Here is a 19,685-nt window from a genome sequence, read left to right on the forward strand (position 1 = left end):
GCTGTCGCATGCGGGACGGTTCGCTGGGCTACGCTTGCCCTTCCCGCCTGCCCTCGCCCGCGCGCATGCCTCAACTCGAGCACTACGGTTCCAACGAAGACGGCTTGATCTGGGGCTACCGGTTCGTGCCCGGCCAGCCGGCCGAGGCGTTCGGCAGCGAGGCCGTTGATGCCTTCCTGGCCGATCCGCAGGCCAGTGCGCGCGGCGAGTTCCTGTGGCTGCATTTCTCGCTGGCCAACCAGGCCTCGCGGCGCTTCCTGGCCAACCGCCTGACCCTGCCGGAAGCCTTCCACGACTCGCTCGGCAGCGGCATGGGCTCGACCCGGCTGGAGCTGGACGAGGGCGCGCTGGTGGCGGTGATCCACGACGTGCTGTTCGATTCCACCTTCGATGCGTCCGAGATCGGCACCACCACGCTGAGCATCGCGCCGCGGCTGGTGGTCAGCGCGCGGCTGCGGCCGCTGCGTTCGGTCGAGCAGCTGCGCACGGCGGTGCGCAACGGCCAGGACTTCCGCTCGCCGGTGGACCTGCTGGCGCATCTGCTGCGCGACCAGGCCAGCGTGCTGGGCGACATCGTGCGCAAGTCGACCGCGCGCGTGGACCAGATCGAGGACCGGCTGCTGGACAACCGCGTGGCCACCGACCGCAAGGAGCTGGGCGCGCTGCGCCGCTCGCTGGTGCGGCTGCAGCGGCTGCTGGCGCCCGAGCCCACCGCCCTGTTCCGGCTGCTCAACCGGCCGCCGGCCTGGATCAGCCGCGAGGACGTGATCGACCTGCAGCAGGCGGCCGAGGAGTTCTCCACCGCCGTGGGCGATTCGGCCTCGCTGGTCGAACGGGTCAAGCTGATCCAGGAGGAACTGGCCGCGCTGGTCAACGAGCAGAGCAGCCGCACGCTGTTCATCCTGACCGTGGTCACCGTGCTGGCGCTGCCGGTGAACCTGATCGCCGGCCTGTTCGGCATGAACGTGGGGGGCGTGCCGCTCGCCACCTCGGCGCACGGCTTCGCCGTGGTGGTGACCGGCCTGGTGCTGCTGACCGCGGTGCTGGCCTGGCTGGCCTTCGGTCGGCGCGCGGATTAGCCGATGCGGCGTTCCCAGCCCGCAACGCGCCTGACACGCGCTAGGCTCCGGCAGGAGCGCCTGACAAGCCCAGGGACCTTGCGAGCGCGACGGACCCGACGAAGGTGACGACCCGCCCAAGCCTCGGAACTCCTTCGGCGGCACGACAGGCGTCTGCCTGGCTTGGCCGCCCTGGCAGGTCATGCCGCACACGCGATCCGCCGGCGCCGACGCGCCGGCCCTGGCTGCCTTCCGCCTCAGAGCATCTCGAGCGCGCGCTTGGCCCGTGGCGGCGGGAAGGCACGGTCCAGGTCGGCCAGGTCCTCTTCGGTGAGCGTGAGCGACACTGCGCCGGCGTTGTCCTCCACATGCGCGCGGCTGGCGGCCTTGGGGATGGCGATGACGCCCGGGCGGCGCAACACCCAGGCCAGCGCGACCTGGAGGTCGCTGGCGCCGTGGCGCCGGGCGATCTTCTGCAGCGCGGCGTGGCCCTTGAGCCGGCCCTGCTCCACCGGGCTGTAGGCCATCGCGGCGATCTGGCGCTGTTCCAGCCACGGCAGCAGGTCGTATTCGGGGCCGCGCCGGGTGAGGTTGTAGAGGATCTGGTCGGTCGCGCAGTGCGTGCCGCCGGCGTCGATGAGTTCCTCCATGTCGTCCACATCGAGGTTGCTCACGCCCCAGTGGCGGATCTTGCCGGCCTGGCGCAGCGCCTGCATCGCATCGACCGTCTCGGCCAGCGGCACCGCGCCGCGCCAGTGCAGGAGGTACAGGTCGATGCGGTCGGTGCCCAGGTGGCGCAGGCTGCGCTCGCAGGCCTGCGGCAGGCGGCCGCGCGAGGCATTCTGCGGATAGGCCTTGCTGACCACGAAGACTTCGTCGCGCCGGCCCTGGATCGCCTCGCCGACCAGGCGCTCGGACGCGCCTTCGCCGTACATCTCGGCGGTATCGATCAGGCGCAGGCCCAGGTCGATGCCGCGCTGCAGGGCCTCGATCTCGGCCTTGCGGCGCGCCGGATCGTCGCCCATGTTCCAGGTGCCCTGGCCCAGGACCGGAACGTCCTGGCCGCCGAGCCGGGTGGTGGGGATGGGGAGCATGGCCGAACACCTGCGCTGCACGACGGGACTTGCCGTGCGGACGACCGTAGCCCCCGGGCGCTCAGCGAGGCGTGAGCGGCATGTGGCCGGAGTGTGCGGAAACGAAGGTCAGACGTCGTCCTTCGCCGTGCGGCATCGGCAGGGCCCCGCGCGCGTCGGGCTCAGGCGCGCGCGCTGGTGATCGTGGCGCCCTCGCGCATCACCAGGGTGACGGGCGTGCGCGCGACCACGTCGAGCAGACGTTCCCACTGCGCATCGCTCAGCGCCGCCGAGGCGTGCAGCGTGCGATGCACGTGCAGCTTGCCGTCGGCGTCGCGCTCGGAGGACAGCTCGGCGCTGAATTCGCCCAGGTCCCAGCCCTTCTTCTGCGCGTACATGCGCAGCGTGATCGCGGTGCAGGCCGCCAGCGAGGCCAGGTACAGGTCGAACGGCGCCATGCCCTGGTCCTGTCCGCCCAGCGCGGCCGGTTCGTCGGCCACCAGCGCGTGGTGACGGGTGGAAATGCGATGAGCGTAGTCGGTGCCGGTGGACTGGATACGGACGTGCGACATGGGGAACTCCTGTGGTTCAAAGGGGCGGTGCTGCCGTCGCATGCTGCGGCGACGAAGTTTCGATGGGGATCAGCGGCAGGAGGCGGATCATCCCGCAGGCTCGGCGCAGGCCCCGACCTGGTCGCACTGCCGGCGCAGCGCGCTCACTGCGACGCGCCCCGCGCCGGCCTTCCTCTGCGCGCTCGCTTGGTCGGCGCCGTGGCGCGCACGCTTGCGCCGACCGCCGGACGCGAGTGCGCGACATGGGCTTCCATGCACGCCACCAGCGCGTCGAAGACCGCCTTGCAGCGTCGGCTGCCGCGCAGGTCGCCGTGCATCGTCACCCAGGTTTCCAGCGGATAGGAAAAGGTGTCGGGCAGCACGCGGACCAGCGGCTCACCGCGCTGCGCCAGCGCCACCTGGCAGATGCCGATCCCGCAGCCGGCCCGGATCATGGCCAGCTGCGCCACGTCGCTGTCGCTGCACAGGGCGAAGGCCTCCCGGTCCAGGAACGGGAACCGCGCCTTGGCCGCGCGCAGGAAAGGCGTTTCGCGATCGAAACCGATCAGGGCGTGCTGCTTCAGTCCGGCGAGCGTGGCCGGCGTCCCGTGCCGTTCGAGATAGTCGGCGTGGGCAAACAGCCCCAGCTCGATGCTGCCGATCCGGCGTGCGACCAGGGCCTGCTGCCGGGGCGGGGTCATGCGGATGGCGACGTCGACCTCGCGCTGCAGCAGGTCCTGCACGCGGTTGGTCGGCACCAGTTCGATCTTCAGCAGCGGATGCGCGTTGCGCAGGCGGGCCAGCGCCGGCGGCAGCACCTCGATCCCGATCACCTCGCTGGCCGAGACGCGCACGGTGCCGCGGATGCCCTCGCCCTGGCTGAGGGCCTCGCGCTCCAGGGCGGCGGCGGTGTTGCGCATGGCCTCGGCGTGCCCCCGCAGCGCGACGGCGGCATCGGTTGGCACCAGGCCGGCCTGCGTACGGGTGAACAGGGTCTGCCCGAAGGCGGTTTCCAGAGCGGTGATGTGCCGGCCGACGGTCGGCTGGGTGATGCCCAGCGCCCGCGCGGCGCCGGACAGCGAGCCTTCCGTCAGGACGGACAGCAGGCTGCGGTAGTGTTCCCATCCGATCTTCTCGGCCATACGAAAATGTATAGCGGATCGATCGCGACCGGCAATTCACAACCATCCGGATCTGGCCGACGCTGGCTGCCTCCCATCGACAGGAAGGAAGCAGCTCCATGGATATCTCCACGAACAAGCGCGCGCTGGTCCTGGGCGCCAGCGGCGGCATCGGGGGCGAAGTCGCCCGCCAGCTGCGCGATGCGGGCTGGCAGGTCCGAGGGCTCAAGCGCGGCCTGGAATCGCTCACCGAGCAGCGTGATGGCATCACGTGGATACGCGGCGATGCGATGGCGCGAAACGATGTCCTGAGCGCGGCGCGCGGCTGCCAGGTCATCGTCCATGCGGTCAATCCGCCGGGCTATCGCCATTGGGGGCAGCGGGTGCTGCCGATGGTGGACAACACCATCGCCGCCGCCATCGCCGAACGCGCCACGATCGTCCTGCCGGGAACGGTCTACAACTACGGCCCCGATGCGTTTCCGCTGATCGCCGAGGAGGCGCCGCAGCATCCGGCCAGCCGCAAGGGCGGCATCCGCGTGCAGATGGAGCAACGTCTGCGCGATGCGACCGCGCAGGGTGCGCGCGCGATCGTGGTGCGCGCGGGCGACTTCTTCGGGCCGCGCGCGGGCAACAGCTGGTTCTCCCAGGGCCTGGTCAAGCCGGGCCAGCCGGTGAAGAAGATCCTGCTGCCTGGCAAGGCGGGCGTGGGCCACCAGTGGGCTTACCTGCCGGATGTGGCGCGCACGATGGTCGCGCTGCTCGATCGACGCGACGCGCTGGCGCCGTTCGCGCGCTTCCACATGACCGGCTACTGGGACGCGGACGGCACGCGGATGGCGCAGGCGATCCGCGCCGTCGCCCGCCGGCATGGCCAGCACCCGGTCGTGTCCGCCTTCCCCTGGTGGCTGACCTGGGCCCTGGCGCCCTTCGTGCCGACCCTGCGCGAGCTGAGGGAGATGCGCTATCTCTGGAACGCGCCGGTCCGCCTGGATGGCCGGCAGCTGGCGGCCGTGCTGGGCGAAGAGCCGCACACGCCGCTGGAGCAGGCCGTGGAAGCGACCCTGGCGGGAATGGGCTGCATTCCGCCGGCTATCGGCATGTCGTCCTCGCCAGCGCACGCGGCCTGACGCACCAGGTGCGCGACGCTGGCCGCTGGTGGCGGCAGTGGTAGAAGGCGCGAGTGGCGCGTGTCGTCGCTCCTGGGCGAGCCGGATGGATCAAGATGCAAGGCCCGCCGTCGGCCCCGGCCGAGCGCCACCGGCAAGGCCCAGTCGTCTTCTCCGCGAAGGTCCCGAACCCCGAAGCTTTGAAACGGAAGATGCCCCGGAACACCCGGTTCCCGTGCGGGGGAACGACGGGTGCGGCCAGCCGTTCTAAACTTGGCGCCAGCGCGTGCGCCGACCAGGCCGCTGCGACAGGCGCATCGCCTGATGCCAGGGGCAGCGCAGCCCCGAGCCCCTTGCTCCGCCGCCGACGGCCCCGCCCGACCTCCCCCACCGAGAACCCGATGTTGCAGTCCACCGATTCAGCAGCCAAACCCAGCAACAGCAAGGGCGCCGTTGAGCACACGCCGCTGATGAAGCAGTTCTTCGCCGCCAAGTCCGAGTATCCGGACCTGCTGCTGTTCTTCCGCATGGGCGATTTCTACGAGCTGTTCTACGACGACGCGCGCAAGGCCGCGCGGCTGCTGGACATCACCCTGACCCAGCGCGGCAGTTCGGGCGGCGCGCCGATCCCGATGGCCGGCGTGCCGGTGCACGCCTACGAGGGCTATCTGGCGCGGCTGGTGGCGCTGGGCGAATCGGTGGCGATCTGCGAGCAGATCGGCGATCCGGCCCTGGCCAAGGGCCTGGTCGAGCGCAAGGTGGTGCGCATCGTCACCCCGGGCACGGTCACCGACGAGGCGCTGCTCAACGAGCGCCGCGACACGCTGCTGATGTCGCTCTCGCGCGGCAAGGCCGGCTACGGGCTGGCGTGGGCGGATCTGGCCGGCGGGCGCTTCCTGGTCAACGAGGTCGAATCCGACGACGCGCTGGAGGCCGAACTCGCCCGCCTGGAGCCGGCCGAACTGCTGGTCCCCGACGAGGAAGGCTGGCCGGCCTTCCTGGCCGGGCGCAGCGGCGTGCGCCGGCGCGCGCCGTGGCTGTTCGACGCCGACAGCGGCCGGCGCCAGCTGCTGCAGTTCTTCAAGCTGCACGACCTGACCGGCTTCGGCATCCAGGACCGGCCGCAGGCCATCGCCGCGGCCGGCGCGCTGCTGGGCTATGTCGAGGAGACGCAGAAGTCGCAGCTGCCGCACCTGAGCGCCATCGCGCTGGAGCCTTGGGCCGAGGCCATCGCCATGAACGCGGCCACGCGCCGCCACCTGGAGCTGGACACGCGCGTGGACGGCGATGTGCGGCACACCCTGCTGGGCATCCTGGACAGCACGGTCACGCCGATGGGCGGGCGCCTGCTGCGGCGCTGGCTGCATCGCCCGCTGCGCGACCGGACGGTGCTGAACCAGCGCCACCATGCGGTCGAGACCCTGATCGAGCGCGGCACCGAAGCCGATCCTTCGACCAGCGCGGGCCAGGCGCTGCGCGAGGCCTTCCGCGCCTTCGGCGATGTCGAGCGCATCCTCACCCGCGTGGCGCTGCGCTCGGCGCGCCCGCGCGACCTGTCCACGCTGCGCAACAGCCTGGCGCTGCTGCCGCGCCTGCGCGCACTGCTGGCGCCGCTGGATTCGCCGCGCCTGGCGATGCTGGCCGCGGCCATGGGCGAACACGATGCCACCGCCCATCTGCTCATCACCGCGGTGGCCGAGCAGCCGCCGCTCAAGCTGACCGATGGCGGCGTGCTGGCCGAAGGCTTCGATGCCGAACTGGACGAACTGCGGCAGCTGTCGACCAACGCCGACCAGTTCCTGATCGACCTGGAGGCGCGCGAGCGCGCCTCCAGCGGCATCGCCACACTGAAGGTCGGCTACAACCGCGTCCACGGCTACTACATCGAGATCAGCAAGGGCCAGGCCGACAAGGCGCCGGTGCACTACACCCGCCGCCAGACGCTGACCAACGCCGAGCGCTACATCACCGAGGAGCTCAAGGCCTTCGAGGACAAGGTGCTTTCCGCGCGCGAACGCGCGCTGGCGCGCGAGCGTGTGCTGTACGAACAGCTGCTGGATGCGCTGTGCGCCGTGCTCGAACCGCTCAAGCGCTGCGCGGCGGCGCTGAGCGAACTGGACGTGCTGTGCGCCTTCGCCGAGCGCGCCCAGGCGCTGGACTGGACCCGGCCCGAACTGCTCGAAGCGCCCTGCCTGCTGATCGAACGCGGCCGCCATCCGGTGGTGGAGGCGGTGCGCAACGAGCCGTTCGAACCCAACGACCTGCGCCTGGACGGCAGCGACACCGCCGCCGCGCGGCGCATGCTGGTCATCACCGGCCCGAACATGGGCGGCAAGAGCACCTACATGCGCCAGAACGCGCTGATCGTGCTGCTGGCGCATATCGGCAGCTTCGTGCCGGCCAGCCGCGCGCAGATCGGGCCGATCGACCGCATCCTCACCCGCATCGGCGCCGGCGACGACCTGGCCCGCGGCCAGTCGACCTTCATGGTGGAAATGGCCGAGACCAGCTACATCCTGCATCACGCCACGCGCCATTCGCTGGTACTGATGGACGAGATCGGCCGCGGCACCTCGACCTACGACGGCCTGGCGCTGGCCGACGCGGTCGCGCGCCATCTGGCCGCGGTCAACCGCTGCTACACGCTATTCGCCACGCACTACTTCGAGCTGACCGCGCTGGCCGACGAGAGCGTCGAAGGCGGGCCCAGCGGCATCGCCAACGTGCATCTGGACGCGATCGAGCACGGCGACTCGCTGGTGTTCATGCATGCGGTCAAGGACGGCGCGGCCAACCGCAGCTTCGGCCTGCAGGTGGCCGCGCTGGCCGGCCTGCCGCGCAGCACGCTGAACCAGGCGCGCCGCCGCCTGGCCGAACTGGAGCGGCGCGGCAGCGACACCCACGCCTCGAAGATGGCGCCGCAGGCGCTGGACGCGCCGCAGCAGTTCGGCCTGTTCGCCGCCGCGCCCTCGGCGGCGCAGGAGGCCCTGGCCGCGCTCGACCCGGACGAGCTCAGCCCCAAGCAGGCGCTGGAGGCGCTGTACCGGCTGAAGGCGCTGCTGTAGCGAGCGCAAGCGGATTCGAGGATCCGCTTGCTTCAGCGCGCAGTCGCGGTGAAAACAGCAGAGCAGCTTGGTGAGACCAAATTGGTGGGAGCCGCCATGGCGGCGATGGGCTTTCCCGGAAAAGCCCCCACCGCCGCCATGGCGGCTTCCACAGTCAAGGAAGTTGCCTGGAAGGCGAGACCGCCACGAACAACATGGCGGTTCCCAGGCGCCAACTGATCAGGCCGCCACGCTCGCGGGCATGTTCGGATTGGGATGCCGGGGGATGAGCGCGTTGTCGAGCTCGCCTGCGCGCAGCGCGGCCGGGCGGTGGACATGGGCCTGGGCGAAGGCGACGAAGGCCGGGCGCGGCTCCAGCTTGCCGATGCGCAAGTAGTAGCCCAGACAGGCGGCCACATACAGATCGGCCGCGGTGAAGCGGTCGCCGGCCAGGTGGGTGCGGCCGTCCACGGCCCGCTCCAACGTCTCGAGCAGCACGCGCTCCTCGCCATAGCCGGCCGTGAACGCCGGCGCCAGCGCGCCGCTGTCCTTCGCGGTCAGGAAGGCCTCGAAGGGGCCGGCCATGAAGAACAGCCAGCGCAGGTAGGCCGCGCGCTCCGGTGTGTCTTCCGGCGGTGCCAGGCGGCGCTCGGGCACCAGTTCGGCCAGGTAGGCGCAGATCGCCGCGTTCTCGGTGACGATGGCCTCGCCGTGGCGCAGCGCAGGCACCTTGCCCATCGGATTGAGCGCGAGGTAGTCGGGCGATTTCATCGGCGCGCCGTAGTCGATGATCCTCGCTTCGTAGGGCAGGCCGGTCTCTTCGATCATCCAGCGGGCCACGCGGCCGCGGGACATCGGGTGGGTGTAGAGGATCAGCGGGTCTTGCATGGCGGCGCTCCGTCGTGGATGGGCCGCCAGTGTCACCAGCCCCTGCTGACAGCCACTGTCAGCAGCGCTCACCCCGCCGCGGGCGCCGGCTTGAGCTGGGCCCGCCAGCGCTTGATCAGCGCGTGGCGCTGGGACGGATAACGCTGCCCGGTGTCCACCAGCCACTGCATGCGATCGGCGCGGAAGTGGCGGAAGTCGCCGCGCAGTTCGCACCAGGCCGCCAGCAGGCGCCGGTCGTCCAGGAAGGCCATCGCGAAGGGCCACAGCGTGCGCTCGCTGTCGCGTCCTTCGCCGTCGCGATAGCACACGCGTACCGCATGCCCGGCGCGGATGGCCAGGCGCAGCGCCGGCAGCCACGGCTCGGGCGGCGGCGGCGTCCACTCCGGGGCGAACAGGCCGCTGGTCTCCACCTCCAGCCGCAGCCGCGCCGGCAGCACGCGGGTGACCCGCTCCATCGCGCGCTGCGCGGCGGCGGCCAGCTCCGGGTCGGCATGCGAGGCGACCCAGCGCGCGCCCAGCACCAGCGCTTCCAGCTCTTCCTCGCCGAAGTTCAGCGACGGCAGCAGGAAGCCGGGCCGCAGCAGATAGCCCACGCCCGGATCGCCGGCGATGTCCGCCCCCTGCCCGCGCAGCGTGGCGATGTCACGGTAGAGCGTGCGCAGGCTGACGCCGAGCGCTTCGGCCAGGCGCGCACCGGCCACCGGGTGGCGGCGGCCGCCGAGGGCGTCGAGCAGGTGCAGCAGGCGCGTGGCACGGGTGGTCATCGCCACCAGCATAGAGGGTGGCGGGCGCCCGTCCGCGGTTTAACCCCGCCGCAATCCGCCATGGGCTAACGTCCCCGCCCCGATCCCCAACGGCGGAGCCGCACGATGACCTCTTCCCTTTCCGGCATGGCCGGTGCCCTGTTCCAGCAGCTGCAGGGCGCGCCCGTGCAGCAGATCTCCGCGCAGCTGGGGACCGCACCGGCCCAGACCCAGAGCGCCATCGCCACCGCGCTGCCGCTGCTGCTGGGCGCGCTCGGCCGCAACGCGCAGCAGCCGCAGGGCGCCGAGGCGCTGCTCGGCGCCCTGCAGCGCGATCATGCCGGCGCGGCCCCGGGCTTCGACCTGGGCGGCCTGCTCGGCTCGGTGCTCGACGGCGGCGCCGGTCCGCGGACCGACGGTGCCGGCATCCTCGGCCACATCTTCGGCGGCAGCGCGCCGACGGCAGCCAGTGGGCTGGGCCAGGCGACCGGCCTGGGCGGCGAGAAGGCCGGCCAGCTGCTGGCGCTGCTGGCGCCGATCGTGATGTCCTACCTGGCCCAGCGTTTTCTCGGCGGTGGCCAGGGCGATGCCTCGCAGCTGGGCCAGGCGCTGGGCCAGGAGCACGCCCAGGTGCAGCAGTCCGGCGGCCTGGCCGGTGGCCTGCTGGGCAAGGTGCTCGACCAGGACGGCAACGGTCAGCTGGACCTGGGCGATCTGATGAAGCTCGGCGGCAGCCTGTTCGGCGGTTCGCGCTGAAGGCGTGCGCCCGGTGGTGAGCCGGGCGGGCGCCGCGCGCCCGCAGCGCGGCGCCTTTCGATAGCGAGCACCTATCAAGATGTTCAGATCTATCGACTATTCATAGTCATCAAGGGCCGATACCGTTGCCGCATCTTTCCACGCAACGAGCCAGCGCCCATGAGCACGCCCAGCGAACACGACACCCCCGCCCCGGTCCAGGCCCCGACGCCCGCGCCGGCCAAGTGCCCGTTCCACGAGGCGCCGCTGCAGGTGGCCGGCGGCGGCACCGGCAACCGCGACTGGTGGCCCAAGCAGCTGCGCGTGGATCTGCTCAACCAGCACTCCAACCGTTCCAATCCGCTGGGCGAATCGTTCGACTACCGCGCCGAGTTCGCCAAGCTCGACTACGGCGCGCTCAAGGCCGACCTGCGCCGCGTGCTGACCGATTCGCAGGCCTGGTGGCCGGCCGACTGGGGCACCTACGCCGGCCTGTTCATCCGCATGGCCTGGCACAGCGCCGGCACCTATCGCATGGTCGACGGCCGCGGCGGCGCCGGGCGCGGCCAGCAGCGTTTCGCCCCACTCAACAGCTGGCCGGACAACGTCAGCCTGGACAAGGCGCGGCGCCTGCTGTGGCCGGTCAAGCGCAGGTACGGCCAGCAGATCTCCTGGGCCGACCTGATGGTGCTGGCCGGCAACGTCGCGCTGGAGAACAGCGGCTTCCGCACCTTCGGCTTCGGCGGCGGGCGCGAGGACGTATGGGAGCCGGACCTGGACGTGAACTGGGGCGATGAGACCACCTGGCTCGCCCACCGCGATCCGGAAAGCCTGGCGCAGAACCCGCTGGCCGCCACCGAGATGGGCCTGATCTACGTCAATCCCGAAGGCCCCAACGCCAGCGGCGATCCGGCCTCGGCCGCGGCCGCCATCCGCGCCACCTTCGGCAACATGGCCATGGACGATGAGGAGATCGTGGCCCTGATTGCCGGCGGCCACACGCTGGGCAAGACCCACGGCGCCGGCGCCGCCGACCACGTCGGCGAGGACCCGGAAGCGGCCGATCTGGAGGCGCAGGGCCTGGGCTGGCACAGCAAGTTCGGCAGCGGCGTGGGCGCCGATGCGATCACCTCCGGCCTGGAGGTGGTGTGGTCGCAGACCCCGACCCAGTGGAGCAACCACTTCTTCGAGAACCTGTTCAAGTTCGACTGGGTGCAGACCCGCAGCCCGGCCGGGGCGATCCAGTTCGAGGCCAAGGATGCGGACGCGCTGATTCCCGACCCGTTCGATCCGTCGAAGAAGCGCAAGCCGACCATGCTGGTCACCGACCTGACGCTGCGCTTCGACCCGGAGTTCGAGAAGATCTCGCGCCGCTTCCTGGGTGATCCGCAGGCCTTCAACGAGGCCTTCGCCCGCGCCTGGTTCAAGCTGACCCACCGCGACATGGGCCCGAAGGCGCGCTACCTCGGCCCGGAAGTGCCCGCCGAAGACCTGATCTGGCAGGACCCGCTGCCGGCACCGAGCCACCAGCCCAGCCCGGCCGACATCGCCGAGCTCAGGCGCCAGATCGCCCAGGCGGGGCTGTCGGTGGGCGAGCTGGTATCGGTGGCCTGGGCCTCGGCCTCGACCTTCCGTGGGGGCGACAAGCGCGGCGGCGCCAACGGCGCGCGCCTGGCCCTGGCCCCGCAGAAGGACTGGGCGGTCAATGCCCGTGCCGTGGCCGCGCTGCCGGCCCTGCAGGCGATCCAGCAGGCCTCCGGCAAGGCTTCGCTGGCCGACGTGATCGTGCTGGCCGGCGCGGTCGGCATCGAGCAGGCCGCCGCCGCGGCCGGCGTCCAGATCGAGGTGCCGTTCACCCCAGGCCGCGTCGATGCGCGCCAGGACCAGACCGACGTGGCTTCCTTCGACGTGATGGAGCCCATCGCCGACGGCTTCCGCAATTACCGGCGCCTGCCCGGCGGTCCCACCACCGAGGCGCTGCTGATCGACAAGGCGCAGCAGCTGACCCTGACCGCGCCGGAGCTGACCGTGCTGATCGGCGGCCTGCGCGTGCTGGGCGCCAACGTGGACGACTGCGCGCACGGCGTGCTGACCGACCGCGTCGGCGTGCTGAGCAACGACTTCTTCGTCCACCTGCTGGACATGGGCACCGAGTGGAAGCCGACGTCCAAGGAGACCTACGAGGGCCGCGACCGCGCCACCGGCGAGATCCAGTGGACGGCCAGCCGCGCCGACCTGGTGTTCGGTTCCAACGCGGTGCTGCGCGCGCTGGCCGAGGTCTATGCCAGCGACGACGCCAGGGAGAAGTTCGTGCACGACTTCGTGGCGGCGTGGACCAAGGTGATGGAGCTGGACCGCTTCGACCTGGAGTAAGTCCCGAGCGCGCAGAGCCGCGACGCTCGGCGCCACGCCTCGATCGCACGACACCGCCCCTCCCCTTTGCGCAACGCGCAAGGGGGAGGCCGGGAGGGGGTGCTCTTCGCGCGAATCCCCCCACCTCGAACGCACGCGCTCGGCGCGGATGGAAACCTCCACCACCGCCTCGAGCCGCAACGACCAGCACCCTCCCCGCCTTGCCGCACAATACCGGGCCGATGCCACGCGCCCGTTCCCGCCATGAGTGATGCCTCCCACCGCGTGCATGGCGTGGGCCCCGAAGACGTCGCGCCGGACTGGCCCGCGCTACGCATCGACGAAATCGACACCGTGCTGGCCGCCTATCCGGCCCTGGCGGCAGGCCCACACCGCATCAGCTGGCACAGCCCGCGGCCGCTGTCGGCCGCCGCGCTGGTGGACACCGCGCGGGGACCGGTCTTCATCAAACGCCATCACCGCAGCGTGCGCAGCGCCGACTGCCTGGAAGAGGAACACCGCTTCATGGCGCACCTGCGCGGCCACGGCGTGCCCGTGGTGGAGGTGTTCACCGATGCGCACGGCCGCACCGCGCATGCGCGCGACGCGTGGACCTACGAAGTGCATCGCGCCGGCATCGGCACCGACCTCTATCGCGAGACCACCTCGTGGACGCCGCTGACCGATCTGGCCCAGGCGCGGCAGCTGGGCGCGATGCTCGCGCGGCTGCACCTGGCCGCGGCCGACTACGCCGCGCCCCAGCGCAGCACGCATCTGCTGGTCGCGCGCGACGACCTGATCCGCGCGGCCGATCCCATCGCCGCGCTGCAGGCGCAGTTCGCGCAGCGTCCGGCGCTGGCCCAATGGCTGCGCGGGCGCGACTGGCAGGCGGACTTCCGGCGCCACCTGCTGCCCTGGCATGCCGGTCTCGCCGAGGGCCTGCGCGGCGAGCCGCGCCTGTGGGCGCACAACGACCTGCACGCCACCAACCTGCTCTGGCAGGCCGACGGCGCCGCGCCGCACATCGGCAGCGTGCTCGATTTCGGCCTGGCCTCGCCGACCGGCGCCCTGTTCGACCTGGCCACTGCCATCGAACGCAACGCCATCGCCTGGCTGTCGCTGGACAGCGGCATGGACGCCGCGCACGTGGACACCGCGCTCGCCCTGCTCGCCGGCTATCGCGAAGTGGCGCCGCTGTCGCCGGGTCGCGTGCGCTTGCTGGCCACGCTGCTGCCGCTGGTGCACCTGGATTTCGCCCTGTCCGAGGTCGAGTACTTCCACGGCATCACCCGTGCGCCGGACAACACGCAGGTGGCCTACGGGACCTTCCTGCTCGGCCATGCCGACTGGTTCGCCAGCGCGCCCGGCCAGGCCCTGCTGCAGGCGCTGCGCGCGGCCGCCTGAATACGCAGGGTGTGCAAATCGCGCGCGGATGGTGTCCAATGCGCACTCTGAAGCGGGGGTGCCCGGCGTTGCCGGGCTGAGAGAGTCCCTTGGAACCTGATCCGGTTTGCACCGGCGTAGGGAGCTTTGAGCAGCACAGCAGGCACGCCCGGCCACGGCGTGCGCGCGTGCGCCGTCGCTTCGTCCTTGAGCCATTGCCTGGTGACGAACCGATGAACCGCCCACGCTCCACCCTGCTGCTGTCCTGCCTGCTGTCCTCCGCCGCGCTGCCGCTGCACGCGCAGCAGCACACCGACGAATCCGCGTCCGCCGCGAAGGCCACCGACCTTGCGACCGTGCAGGTCAAGGGCCAGGCCCAGGCCACGCCGACCAGCCAGTCCAACAGCTTCGGCCCCGGCACCTGGCGCGACACGCCGGCGGCGATCAACGTGCTGACCCGCGCCCTGATCGATGCGCGCCAGCCGCGCAGCCTGAGCGAACTGGCCCACAACGACGCCTCTCTGGGCGACAGCTACGCGGCGACCGGCTATTACCAGGACGTGTCGATCCGCGGCTTCGCGCTCGACCTGGCCACCAGCCTGCGCTTCAACGACCTGTCCATCGCCGGCGAGCAGCGCCTGGCGCTGGAGAACATCGCCCAGGTGGAGATCCTCAAGGGCGAGGCCGGCCTGACCGCCGGGATCATGGCGCCCGGCGGCATCCTCAACTTCGTGGCCAAGCGCCCCGAACGCGTGCAGGAGGTGACCCTGGGCACCGACTCGCATGGCTCGCGCTACACCGCCGTGGACTGGGGCCGCTGGCTGACGCCGAGCTTCGGCCTGCGCTTCAACGCGGCCTGGGAAGACACCCATTCCTACATCGAGCACCTCGACGGCCGGCGCAATTTCTATTCGCTGGCCGCCGACTGGCTGATCGGCGACAAGGGCAAGCTGGAACTGGACGGCAACTACCAGACCAGTTCGCAGCGCTCGGCCTCGGGCTACCAGCTGCTGGGCGGCGCTGCGCTGCCACCGCATCCCAGCGCGACCAAGCTGCTCGGCTACCAGCCCTGGGCGCAGCCGGTGGCGATCCAGACGGCCAACCTCACCGCCCGCTACCGCTACCAGTTCAACGCCGACTGGCAGGGCAGCGTCGCGCTCGGCAACAGCCGCAGCGTGATCGACGACAACGTGGCCTTCGCCTACGGCTGCTTCTATGCGCCGCAGTGCGCCGATGGCAGCGTGCCGGGCAACTACTTCGCGCCCAACGGCGATTACGACGTCTACGACTACCGCAGCCCGGACGACACGCGCCACAACCAGCAGCTGCGCGCACAGCTGCAGGGCAAGTTCCAGACCGGCGCGCTGCAGCACCAGCTGACCGTCGGCGTGGACGGCTATCGGCGCACGGTCGATCGCCGCCAGGATGTGTACGACTACGTCGGCACGGCGAACATCGACCAGGACACGCCGGTGTTCGCGCCCTCGCCCAACATGCCGGGCCCGTCCGCGCGCCGGCTGGACGACAAGCAGCGCGCGGTGTTCGCGCTGGATCGCATCACGCTGGGCGCAGGCTGGCAGTGGCTGGCCGGCGGGCGCTGGGTCCGGCTCACCGAGACGGCCAACGACGATGAGGGCGTGCGCGAGCGCCACACCGAGCTGACCAAGTTCCTGCCGCAGACCGCGCTGCTGTGGCAGGCCAGCCCGCGGCTCAACGCCTACGCCAGCTACAGCGAAGGCCTGTCGCTGGGTCAGGAAGCGCCTTACTGGACCTCCAACGCCGACAGCTTCCTGCCGCCGCTGCAGTCGCGCCAATGGGAGACCGGCGTGAAGTTCGCCGCCAGCGACGCGCTGGACCTGGGCGCGGCGCTGTTCCGCATCCGCCAGCCGTTCCAGTACGCGATGCCCGATGCCAGCGAGGCCGGCTACACCTTCGTCCAGCGCGGCCAGCAGGTGCATACCGGCCTGGAGCTCACCGCCAACGGCAGGCTGACCGAGCAGCTGCGCATCGTCGCCAGCGCCAGCGTGCTGCGCGCGCGCGCCGACGACAGTGGCACGCCCTCGGTCGGCGGCCACCAGCTGATCAACGTGCCCAAGGCGCGCGCCAGCGTGTTCCTCGACTACCAGCTGCAGTCGCTGCCCGCGCTGAGCCTCAACGCCGGCTGGCGCTATGCCGCCGCCAACGTCGCCACCCCCGATGGCGCGCTGCGCGTGCCCGCCTATCACGTGTTCGACGCCGGCCTGCGCCTGCGCAGCCAGATCGGCGGCCAGGCGCTGACCTGGCGGCTGTCGGTGGACAACGTGTTCGACAAGTTCTACTGGCGCGACACCGGCAGCAGCGGCGGCGACTATTACCTGTTCCCCGGCGCGCCGCGGCTGGCGCGGCTGACCGTGACCTGGGCGCTGTGAACATCGACGCGCTGGAATGGATCGGCGCGGCGGTCAGCGTGGCCGCGGTCTGGCTGGCCGCGCGCCGCCACATGCTGGGCTGGCCGGTGGGCCTGGTCTCGGTGGCGCTGTACGCCGGGGTCTTCGTCGAGGCACGGCTGTACTCCGACGCCCTGCTGCAGGTCGCCTTCGCCGGCTTCATCGTCTATGGCTGGCGCCGCTGGAAGGCCAACCTGGACGATGACGGCCTGGTGCGCGTGGCCGCGCTCGCGCCGGGCGCGGCGCTGCGCGACCTGGGGCTGGGCGCGCTCGGCGCGCTGCTGCTGGGCTTCGGCATGCATCGCTACACCGACGCGGCGCTGCCGTGGCTGGACGCGGCGCTGACGGCCTTCAGCCTGGTGGCGCAGTGGTGGCAGGGGCGCCGACACGTGGCCGCGTGGTGGCTGTGGATCGCGCTGGATCTGATCTACGTGGGGCTGTACCTGTTCAAGTCGCTCGAGGTGACCGCGGTGCTGTACCTGGGCTTCGTCGGCCTGGCGGCCATGGGTCTGCGCCAGTGGCGCCGGGCCGCCCGTACCGAGCCGCTGCCGGCGGCTTGACTGACGCGACTGTCAGGCGATGGTAGGGTGCCGGACCCTCGCCGGAGCCTCACCCTCCCAATGCCCGCACCCGCCGCCGCGCCACGTTCGCTGATCGAAGGCCCGATCGGCCGCAACCTGTGGCTGTTCTCGCTGCCGATCCTGGGCGGCAACGTGGCCCAGTCCTTGAACGGCTCGGTCAATGCGGTGTGGATCGGCAAGTTCCTGGGCGAATCGGCGCTGACCGCCACGGCCAACGCCAACAGCATCCTGTTCTTCCTGATCGGCTCGGTGTTCGGCATCGGCATGGCCGCCACCATCCTGATCGGCCAGGCGATCGGCGCGGGCGACATCGCCCGCGCGCGCCGGGTGTTCGGCACCAGCGCGAGCTTCTTCCTGAGCCTGTCGGTGCTGATCGCCTGCGGCGGCGTGTGGACCGCGCGCCATCTGCTGGCGGCAATGGGCACGCCGGCCGATTCGCTGCCGCTGGCCGAAAGCTATCTGCGCGTGATCTTCCTGGCGATGCCGCTGATCTACGCCTTCGCCTTCCTCTCGGCGGCGCTGCGCGGCGCGGGCGATGCCAGGACGCCGTTCCGCTACCTGCTGCTGGCCGTGGCGATGGACTGCGCGCTGGACCCGGTGCTGATGCTCGGCCTGGGGCCATTCCCGAAGCTGGGCATCGCCGGCGCGGCCTGGTCGACGCTGATCACCCAGGCCATCGCGCTGCTGGCCATGCTGCTTTCGCTGCGCCGCCGGCGCCACGCGCTGTGGCTCGGGCGCAAGGACCTGGGCCTGTTCCGCATCGACCCGGCCATCCTCCGGTCGCTGGTCACCAAGGGCGTGCCGATGGGGCTGCAGATGGTGCTGGTGTCGCTGGCGATGATCGCCATGATGACCCTGGTCAACCGCTTCGGCACCGACACCGCCGCCGCCTACGGCGCGGCGCTGCAGACCTGGGCCTATGTGCAGATGCCGGCCATGGCCATCGCCGCGGCGGTGTCCTCGATGGCCGCGCAGAACGTGGGCGCGCAGCGCTGGGATCGCGTCTCGGCGATCGCGCGCACCGGCGTGCTGTTCAACTTCCTGATGACCGGCGCGCTGATCGCGCCGCTGATCCTGCTGGACCACTGGACCTTCGGCCTGTTCCTGGCGCCGGGCAGCGCCGCCTTCGACACGGCGCGCCATCTCAATCACATCGCGATCTGGTCGTTCCTGTTCTTCGGGGTGATGTTCGTGCTGTCCGGCGTGGTGCGTTCGACCGGCGCGGTGATCCCGCCGCTGATCATGCTGGTGATCTCGCTGTGGGGCATCCGCGTGCCGTTCGCTAAACTGCTGCAGCCCACGCTGGGCGCCGATGCGGTGTGGTGGAGTTTCCCGGTCAGCTCGCTGTGCTCGATGCTGATGTCCATCGCCTATTACCGCTGGGGCGGCTGGCGCAAGGCGCGCATGGGCGCGGCCGACACGCGCACCATCGCCGTGCCCTCCGAGGTGCCGGCAACCCCGCCTTCGCCGGTGGCCGACCCGGCCGACCCGGACCGCGCGCCGGACGACATCCTGCAGAAGTCCTGAAGGCTTCGCCCGCGGTCAGAGCGCGTCGATATCGCCCAGCGCCTGGATCAGTCGCCGCGCGCGCTTGTCCGGCTTGCTCTCCGGCGGCCGATAGCCGGTGCGCTCGGCCGCGCGCAGCGCGCGCGCCTCGACGCGCCGCTGCCGCGACGCTTCGGTCTCCTGATACAGCGTCTGCGCGACCGGCGCCGGACCGCGCTGGTCGGACAGCCCGCACACGGCGACCTCGAAGCATTCCTCGCCCCGCTGCACGCGCAGCGCATCGCCCACCCGCACCGTGCGCGAGGGCTTGGCGCGCTGTCCGCCGATCTCCACCTTGCCCAGGGCCACCGCGTCCTTCGCAAGCGCGCGGGTCTTGAAGAAACGCGCGGCCCACAGCCACACGTCCAGGCGCACCGCCTGCGGGGCGACGGGCTCAGTCATGCTTTCCAGAGAAGTCCGGCTTGATCGTCTGACTCGCGCGCGGGCCGGGCTCGATCGAGGTTTCGGGATGACAGGGATCGCGCAGCGTGCTGGCCGACGAGCGCGCCAGCTGGCTGGCCGTGGAGGACGAGGCGACCTGGCATTCGGGCCGGTCGGCCGGACGCAGCGCGGTCGCATCGTCGCGCGCCTGGTGGCTGGCGCAGGCCGACAGCAGCAACAGCGCGGCGGCCAGCGAGGTTCCCTGCAGTTTCATCTTCGTGTTCCTGTGCATGCGTGTTTTCTTCAAGTGCCAGTGAGCGACGCGGTGGGTGAAGCTCACGTGCCCGGCTTGCTGCCGAAGCGGATCTCGGCGTGCGATTCGGTGTCGCGCTGGCAGGCCTGGCTCATGTGCGCATCGCGCACGCCCTGCTCGAACTCCCGGCCATGCTTGCCGTCGCGGATCTTGTCCGGAAACGGCGGCTGGTTGGCGGCGTCGCGCGCCTGCTGCTGGCATTCGTAGGCGAGGCTCGGGCCGTCCAGGCCGTTGGAGCTGGCGCAGCCCGCCAACCCCAGCGCCAGGCCGATGCCGGCGATCCACTTGCTGCTGATACCGCGTGACATTCCATCCTCCTTCCGTGGGCGCGCCTGGCCGCACGGGTGCGTGGCGCCAGAAAACAAGAAACCCGGCACGAGGG

Annotated in this window: 17 protein-coding genes and 1 riboswitch; of the genes, 9 read left to right on the forward strand and 8 right to left on the reverse strand. The window is 71.2% G+C overall.

Translation table 11 applies throughout. The features are described from left to right. The first annotated feature begins 65 nt into the window (after positions 1 to 65). On the forward strand, positions 66 to 1,079 hold the full coding sequence (locus LAJ50_RS13005; protein ID WP_205961510.1) for a transporter: 1,014 nt from the start codon (positions 66 to 68) through the stop codon (positions 1,077 to 1,079). 236 nt (positions 1,080 to 1,315) lie between these two features. Here LAJ50_RS13005 and LAJ50_RS13010 read toward each other — a convergent pair whose 3' ends face one another. From LAJ50_RS13010 to LAJ50_RS13020, 3 genes are all read right to left on the reverse strand, one after another. Then, positions 1,316 to 2,152, reverse strand: coding sequence for an aldo/keto reductase (locus LAJ50_RS13010; protein ID WP_138651931.1), 837 nt, complete (start codon positions 2,150 to 2,152; stop codon positions 1,316 to 1,318). A 161-nt stretch (positions 2,153 to 2,313) separates the two neighbouring features. Further along, positions 2,314 to 2,703, reverse strand: coding sequence for an OsmC family protein (locus LAJ50_RS13015; RefSeq protein WP_130552986.1), 390 nt, complete (start codon positions 2,701 to 2,703; stop codon positions 2,314 to 2,316). 143 nt (positions 2,704 to 2,846) lie between these two features. Continuing rightward, complete coding sequence (locus LAJ50_RS13020; protein WP_138651929.1) at positions 2,847 to 3,824, reverse strand: LysR family transcriptional regulator; 978 nt, start codon at positions 3,822 to 3,824, stop codon at positions 2,847 to 2,849. A gap of 104 nt (positions 3,825 to 3,928) precedes the next feature. Between LAJ50_RS13020 and LAJ50_RS13025 the strand changes: the two genes are divergently transcribed. Continuing rightward, positions 3,929 to 4,933 (forward strand): NAD-dependent epimerase/dehydratase family protein, encoded by a 1,005-nt coding sequence (locus LAJ50_RS13025; protein ID WP_224096580.1) that lies wholly within the window; start codon positions 3,929 to 3,931, stop codon positions 4,931 to 4,933. Between the two features lie 449 nt (positions 4,934 to 5,382). After that, complete coding sequence (mutS, locus tag LAJ50_RS13030; protein WP_138651979.1) at positions 5,383 to 7,977, forward strand: DNA mismatch repair protein MutS; 2,595 nt, start codon at positions 5,383 to 5,385, stop codon at positions 7,975 to 7,977. 219 nt (positions 7,978 to 8,196) lie between these two features. On the opposite strand, the gene LAJ50_RS13035 is transcribed toward mutS, so the two are convergent. Both LAJ50_RS13035 and LAJ50_RS13040 read right to left on the reverse strand, forming a co-directional pair. Then, positions 8,197 to 8,844 carry a glutathione S-transferase family protein gene (locus tag LAJ50_RS13035; protein WP_138651925.1) on the reverse strand — a complete coding sequence of 216 codons (648 nt, stop codon included), beginning with the start codon at positions 8,842 to 8,844 and terminating at the stop codon, positions 8,197 to 8,199. 68 nt (positions 8,845 to 8,912) lie between these two features. Then, entirely contained in the window at positions 8,913 to 9,608 is a 696-nt protein-coding gene (locus LAJ50_RS13040) for a YafY family protein (RefSeq protein ID WP_138651923.1), read from the reverse strand. A 105-nt stretch (positions 9,609 to 9,713) separates the two neighbouring features. Between LAJ50_RS13040 and LAJ50_RS13045 the strand changes: the two genes are divergently transcribed. From LAJ50_RS13045 to LAJ50_RS13070, 6 genes are all read left to right on the forward strand, one after another. Further along, positions 9,714 to 10,343, forward strand: coding sequence for a DUF937 domain-containing protein (locus LAJ50_RS13045; protein WP_138651921.1), 630 nt, complete (start codon positions 9,714 to 9,716; stop codon positions 10,341 to 10,343). Positions 10,344 to 10,502: 159 nt separating this feature from the next. Then, complete coding sequence (katG, locus tag LAJ50_RS13050; RefSeq protein WP_130549621.1) at positions 10,503 to 12,695, forward strand: catalase/peroxidase HPI; 2,193 nt, start codon at positions 10,503 to 10,505, stop codon at positions 12,693 to 12,695. Positions 12,696 to 12,938: 243 nt separating this feature from the next. Further along, the gene (locus LAJ50_RS13055; protein WP_130549622.1) at positions 12,939 to 14,078 is read left to right on the forward strand and encodes a phosphotransferase; all 1,140 of its coding nucleotides are present in this window, start codon (positions 12,939 to 12,941) and stop codon (positions 14,076 to 14,078) included. A 44-nt stretch (positions 14,079 to 14,122) separates the two neighbouring features. Further along, a riboswitch (TPP riboswitch) is annotated at positions 14,123 to 14,218 on the forward strand. Between the two features lie 72 nt (positions 14,219 to 14,290). Beyond that, on the forward strand, positions 14,291 to 16,465 hold the full coding sequence (locus LAJ50_RS13060) for a TonB-dependent siderophore receptor (protein WP_138651919.1): 2,175 nt from the start codon (positions 14,291 to 14,293) through the stop codon (positions 16,463 to 16,465). Next, positions 16,462 to 17,043: a nicotinamide riboside transporter PnuC gene (gene pnuC / locus LAJ50_RS13065; RefSeq protein ID WP_171044550.1), complete on the forward strand. Its 582-nt coding sequence runs from the start codon at positions 16,462 to 16,464 to the stop codon at positions 17,041 to 17,043. The genes LAJ50_RS13060 and pnuC overlap by 4 nt, the downstream gene beginning before the upstream one ends. A 60-nt stretch (positions 17,044 to 17,103) precedes the next feature. Next, positions 17,104 to 18,591 (forward strand): MATE family efflux transporter, encoded by a 1,488-nt coding sequence (locus LAJ50_RS13070; protein WP_138651917.1) that lies wholly within the window; start codon positions 17,104 to 17,106, stop codon positions 18,589 to 18,591. A 15-nt stretch (positions 18,592 to 18,606) separates the two neighbouring features. Here LAJ50_RS13070 and LAJ50_RS13075 read toward each other — a convergent pair whose 3' ends face one another. The 3 genes from LAJ50_RS13075 to LAJ50_RS13085 form a co-directional block, all read right to left on the reverse strand. Beyond that, on the reverse strand, positions 18,607 to 19,011 hold the full coding sequence (locus LAJ50_RS13075) for an RNA-binding S4 domain-containing protein (RefSeq protein ID WP_138651915.1): 405 nt from the start codon (positions 19,009 to 19,011) through the stop codon (positions 18,607 to 18,609). Then, positions 19,004 to 19,264 (reverse strand): hypothetical protein, encoded by a 261-nt coding sequence (locus tag LAJ50_RS13080; protein WP_138651913.1) that lies wholly within the window; start codon positions 19,262 to 19,264, stop codon positions 19,004 to 19,006. Before LAJ50_RS13080 ends, LAJ50_RS13075 begins: the two co-directional genes overlap by 8 nt. A 62-nt stretch (positions 19,265 to 19,326) precedes the next feature. Beyond that, positions 19,327 to 19,611: a hypothetical protein gene (locus LAJ50_RS13085; protein ID WP_130549628.1), complete on the reverse strand. Its 285-nt coding sequence runs from the start codon at positions 19,609 to 19,611 to the stop codon at positions 19,327 to 19,329. Positions 19,612 to 19,685 lie beyond the last annotated feature (74 nt).

The organism is Pseudoxanthomonas sp. X-1 (genome assembly GCF_020042665.1).
Classification (GTDB): domain Bacteria; phylum Pseudomonadota; class Gammaproteobacteria; order Xanthomonadales; family Xanthomonadaceae; genus Pseudoxanthomonas_A; species Pseudoxanthomonas_A spadix_A.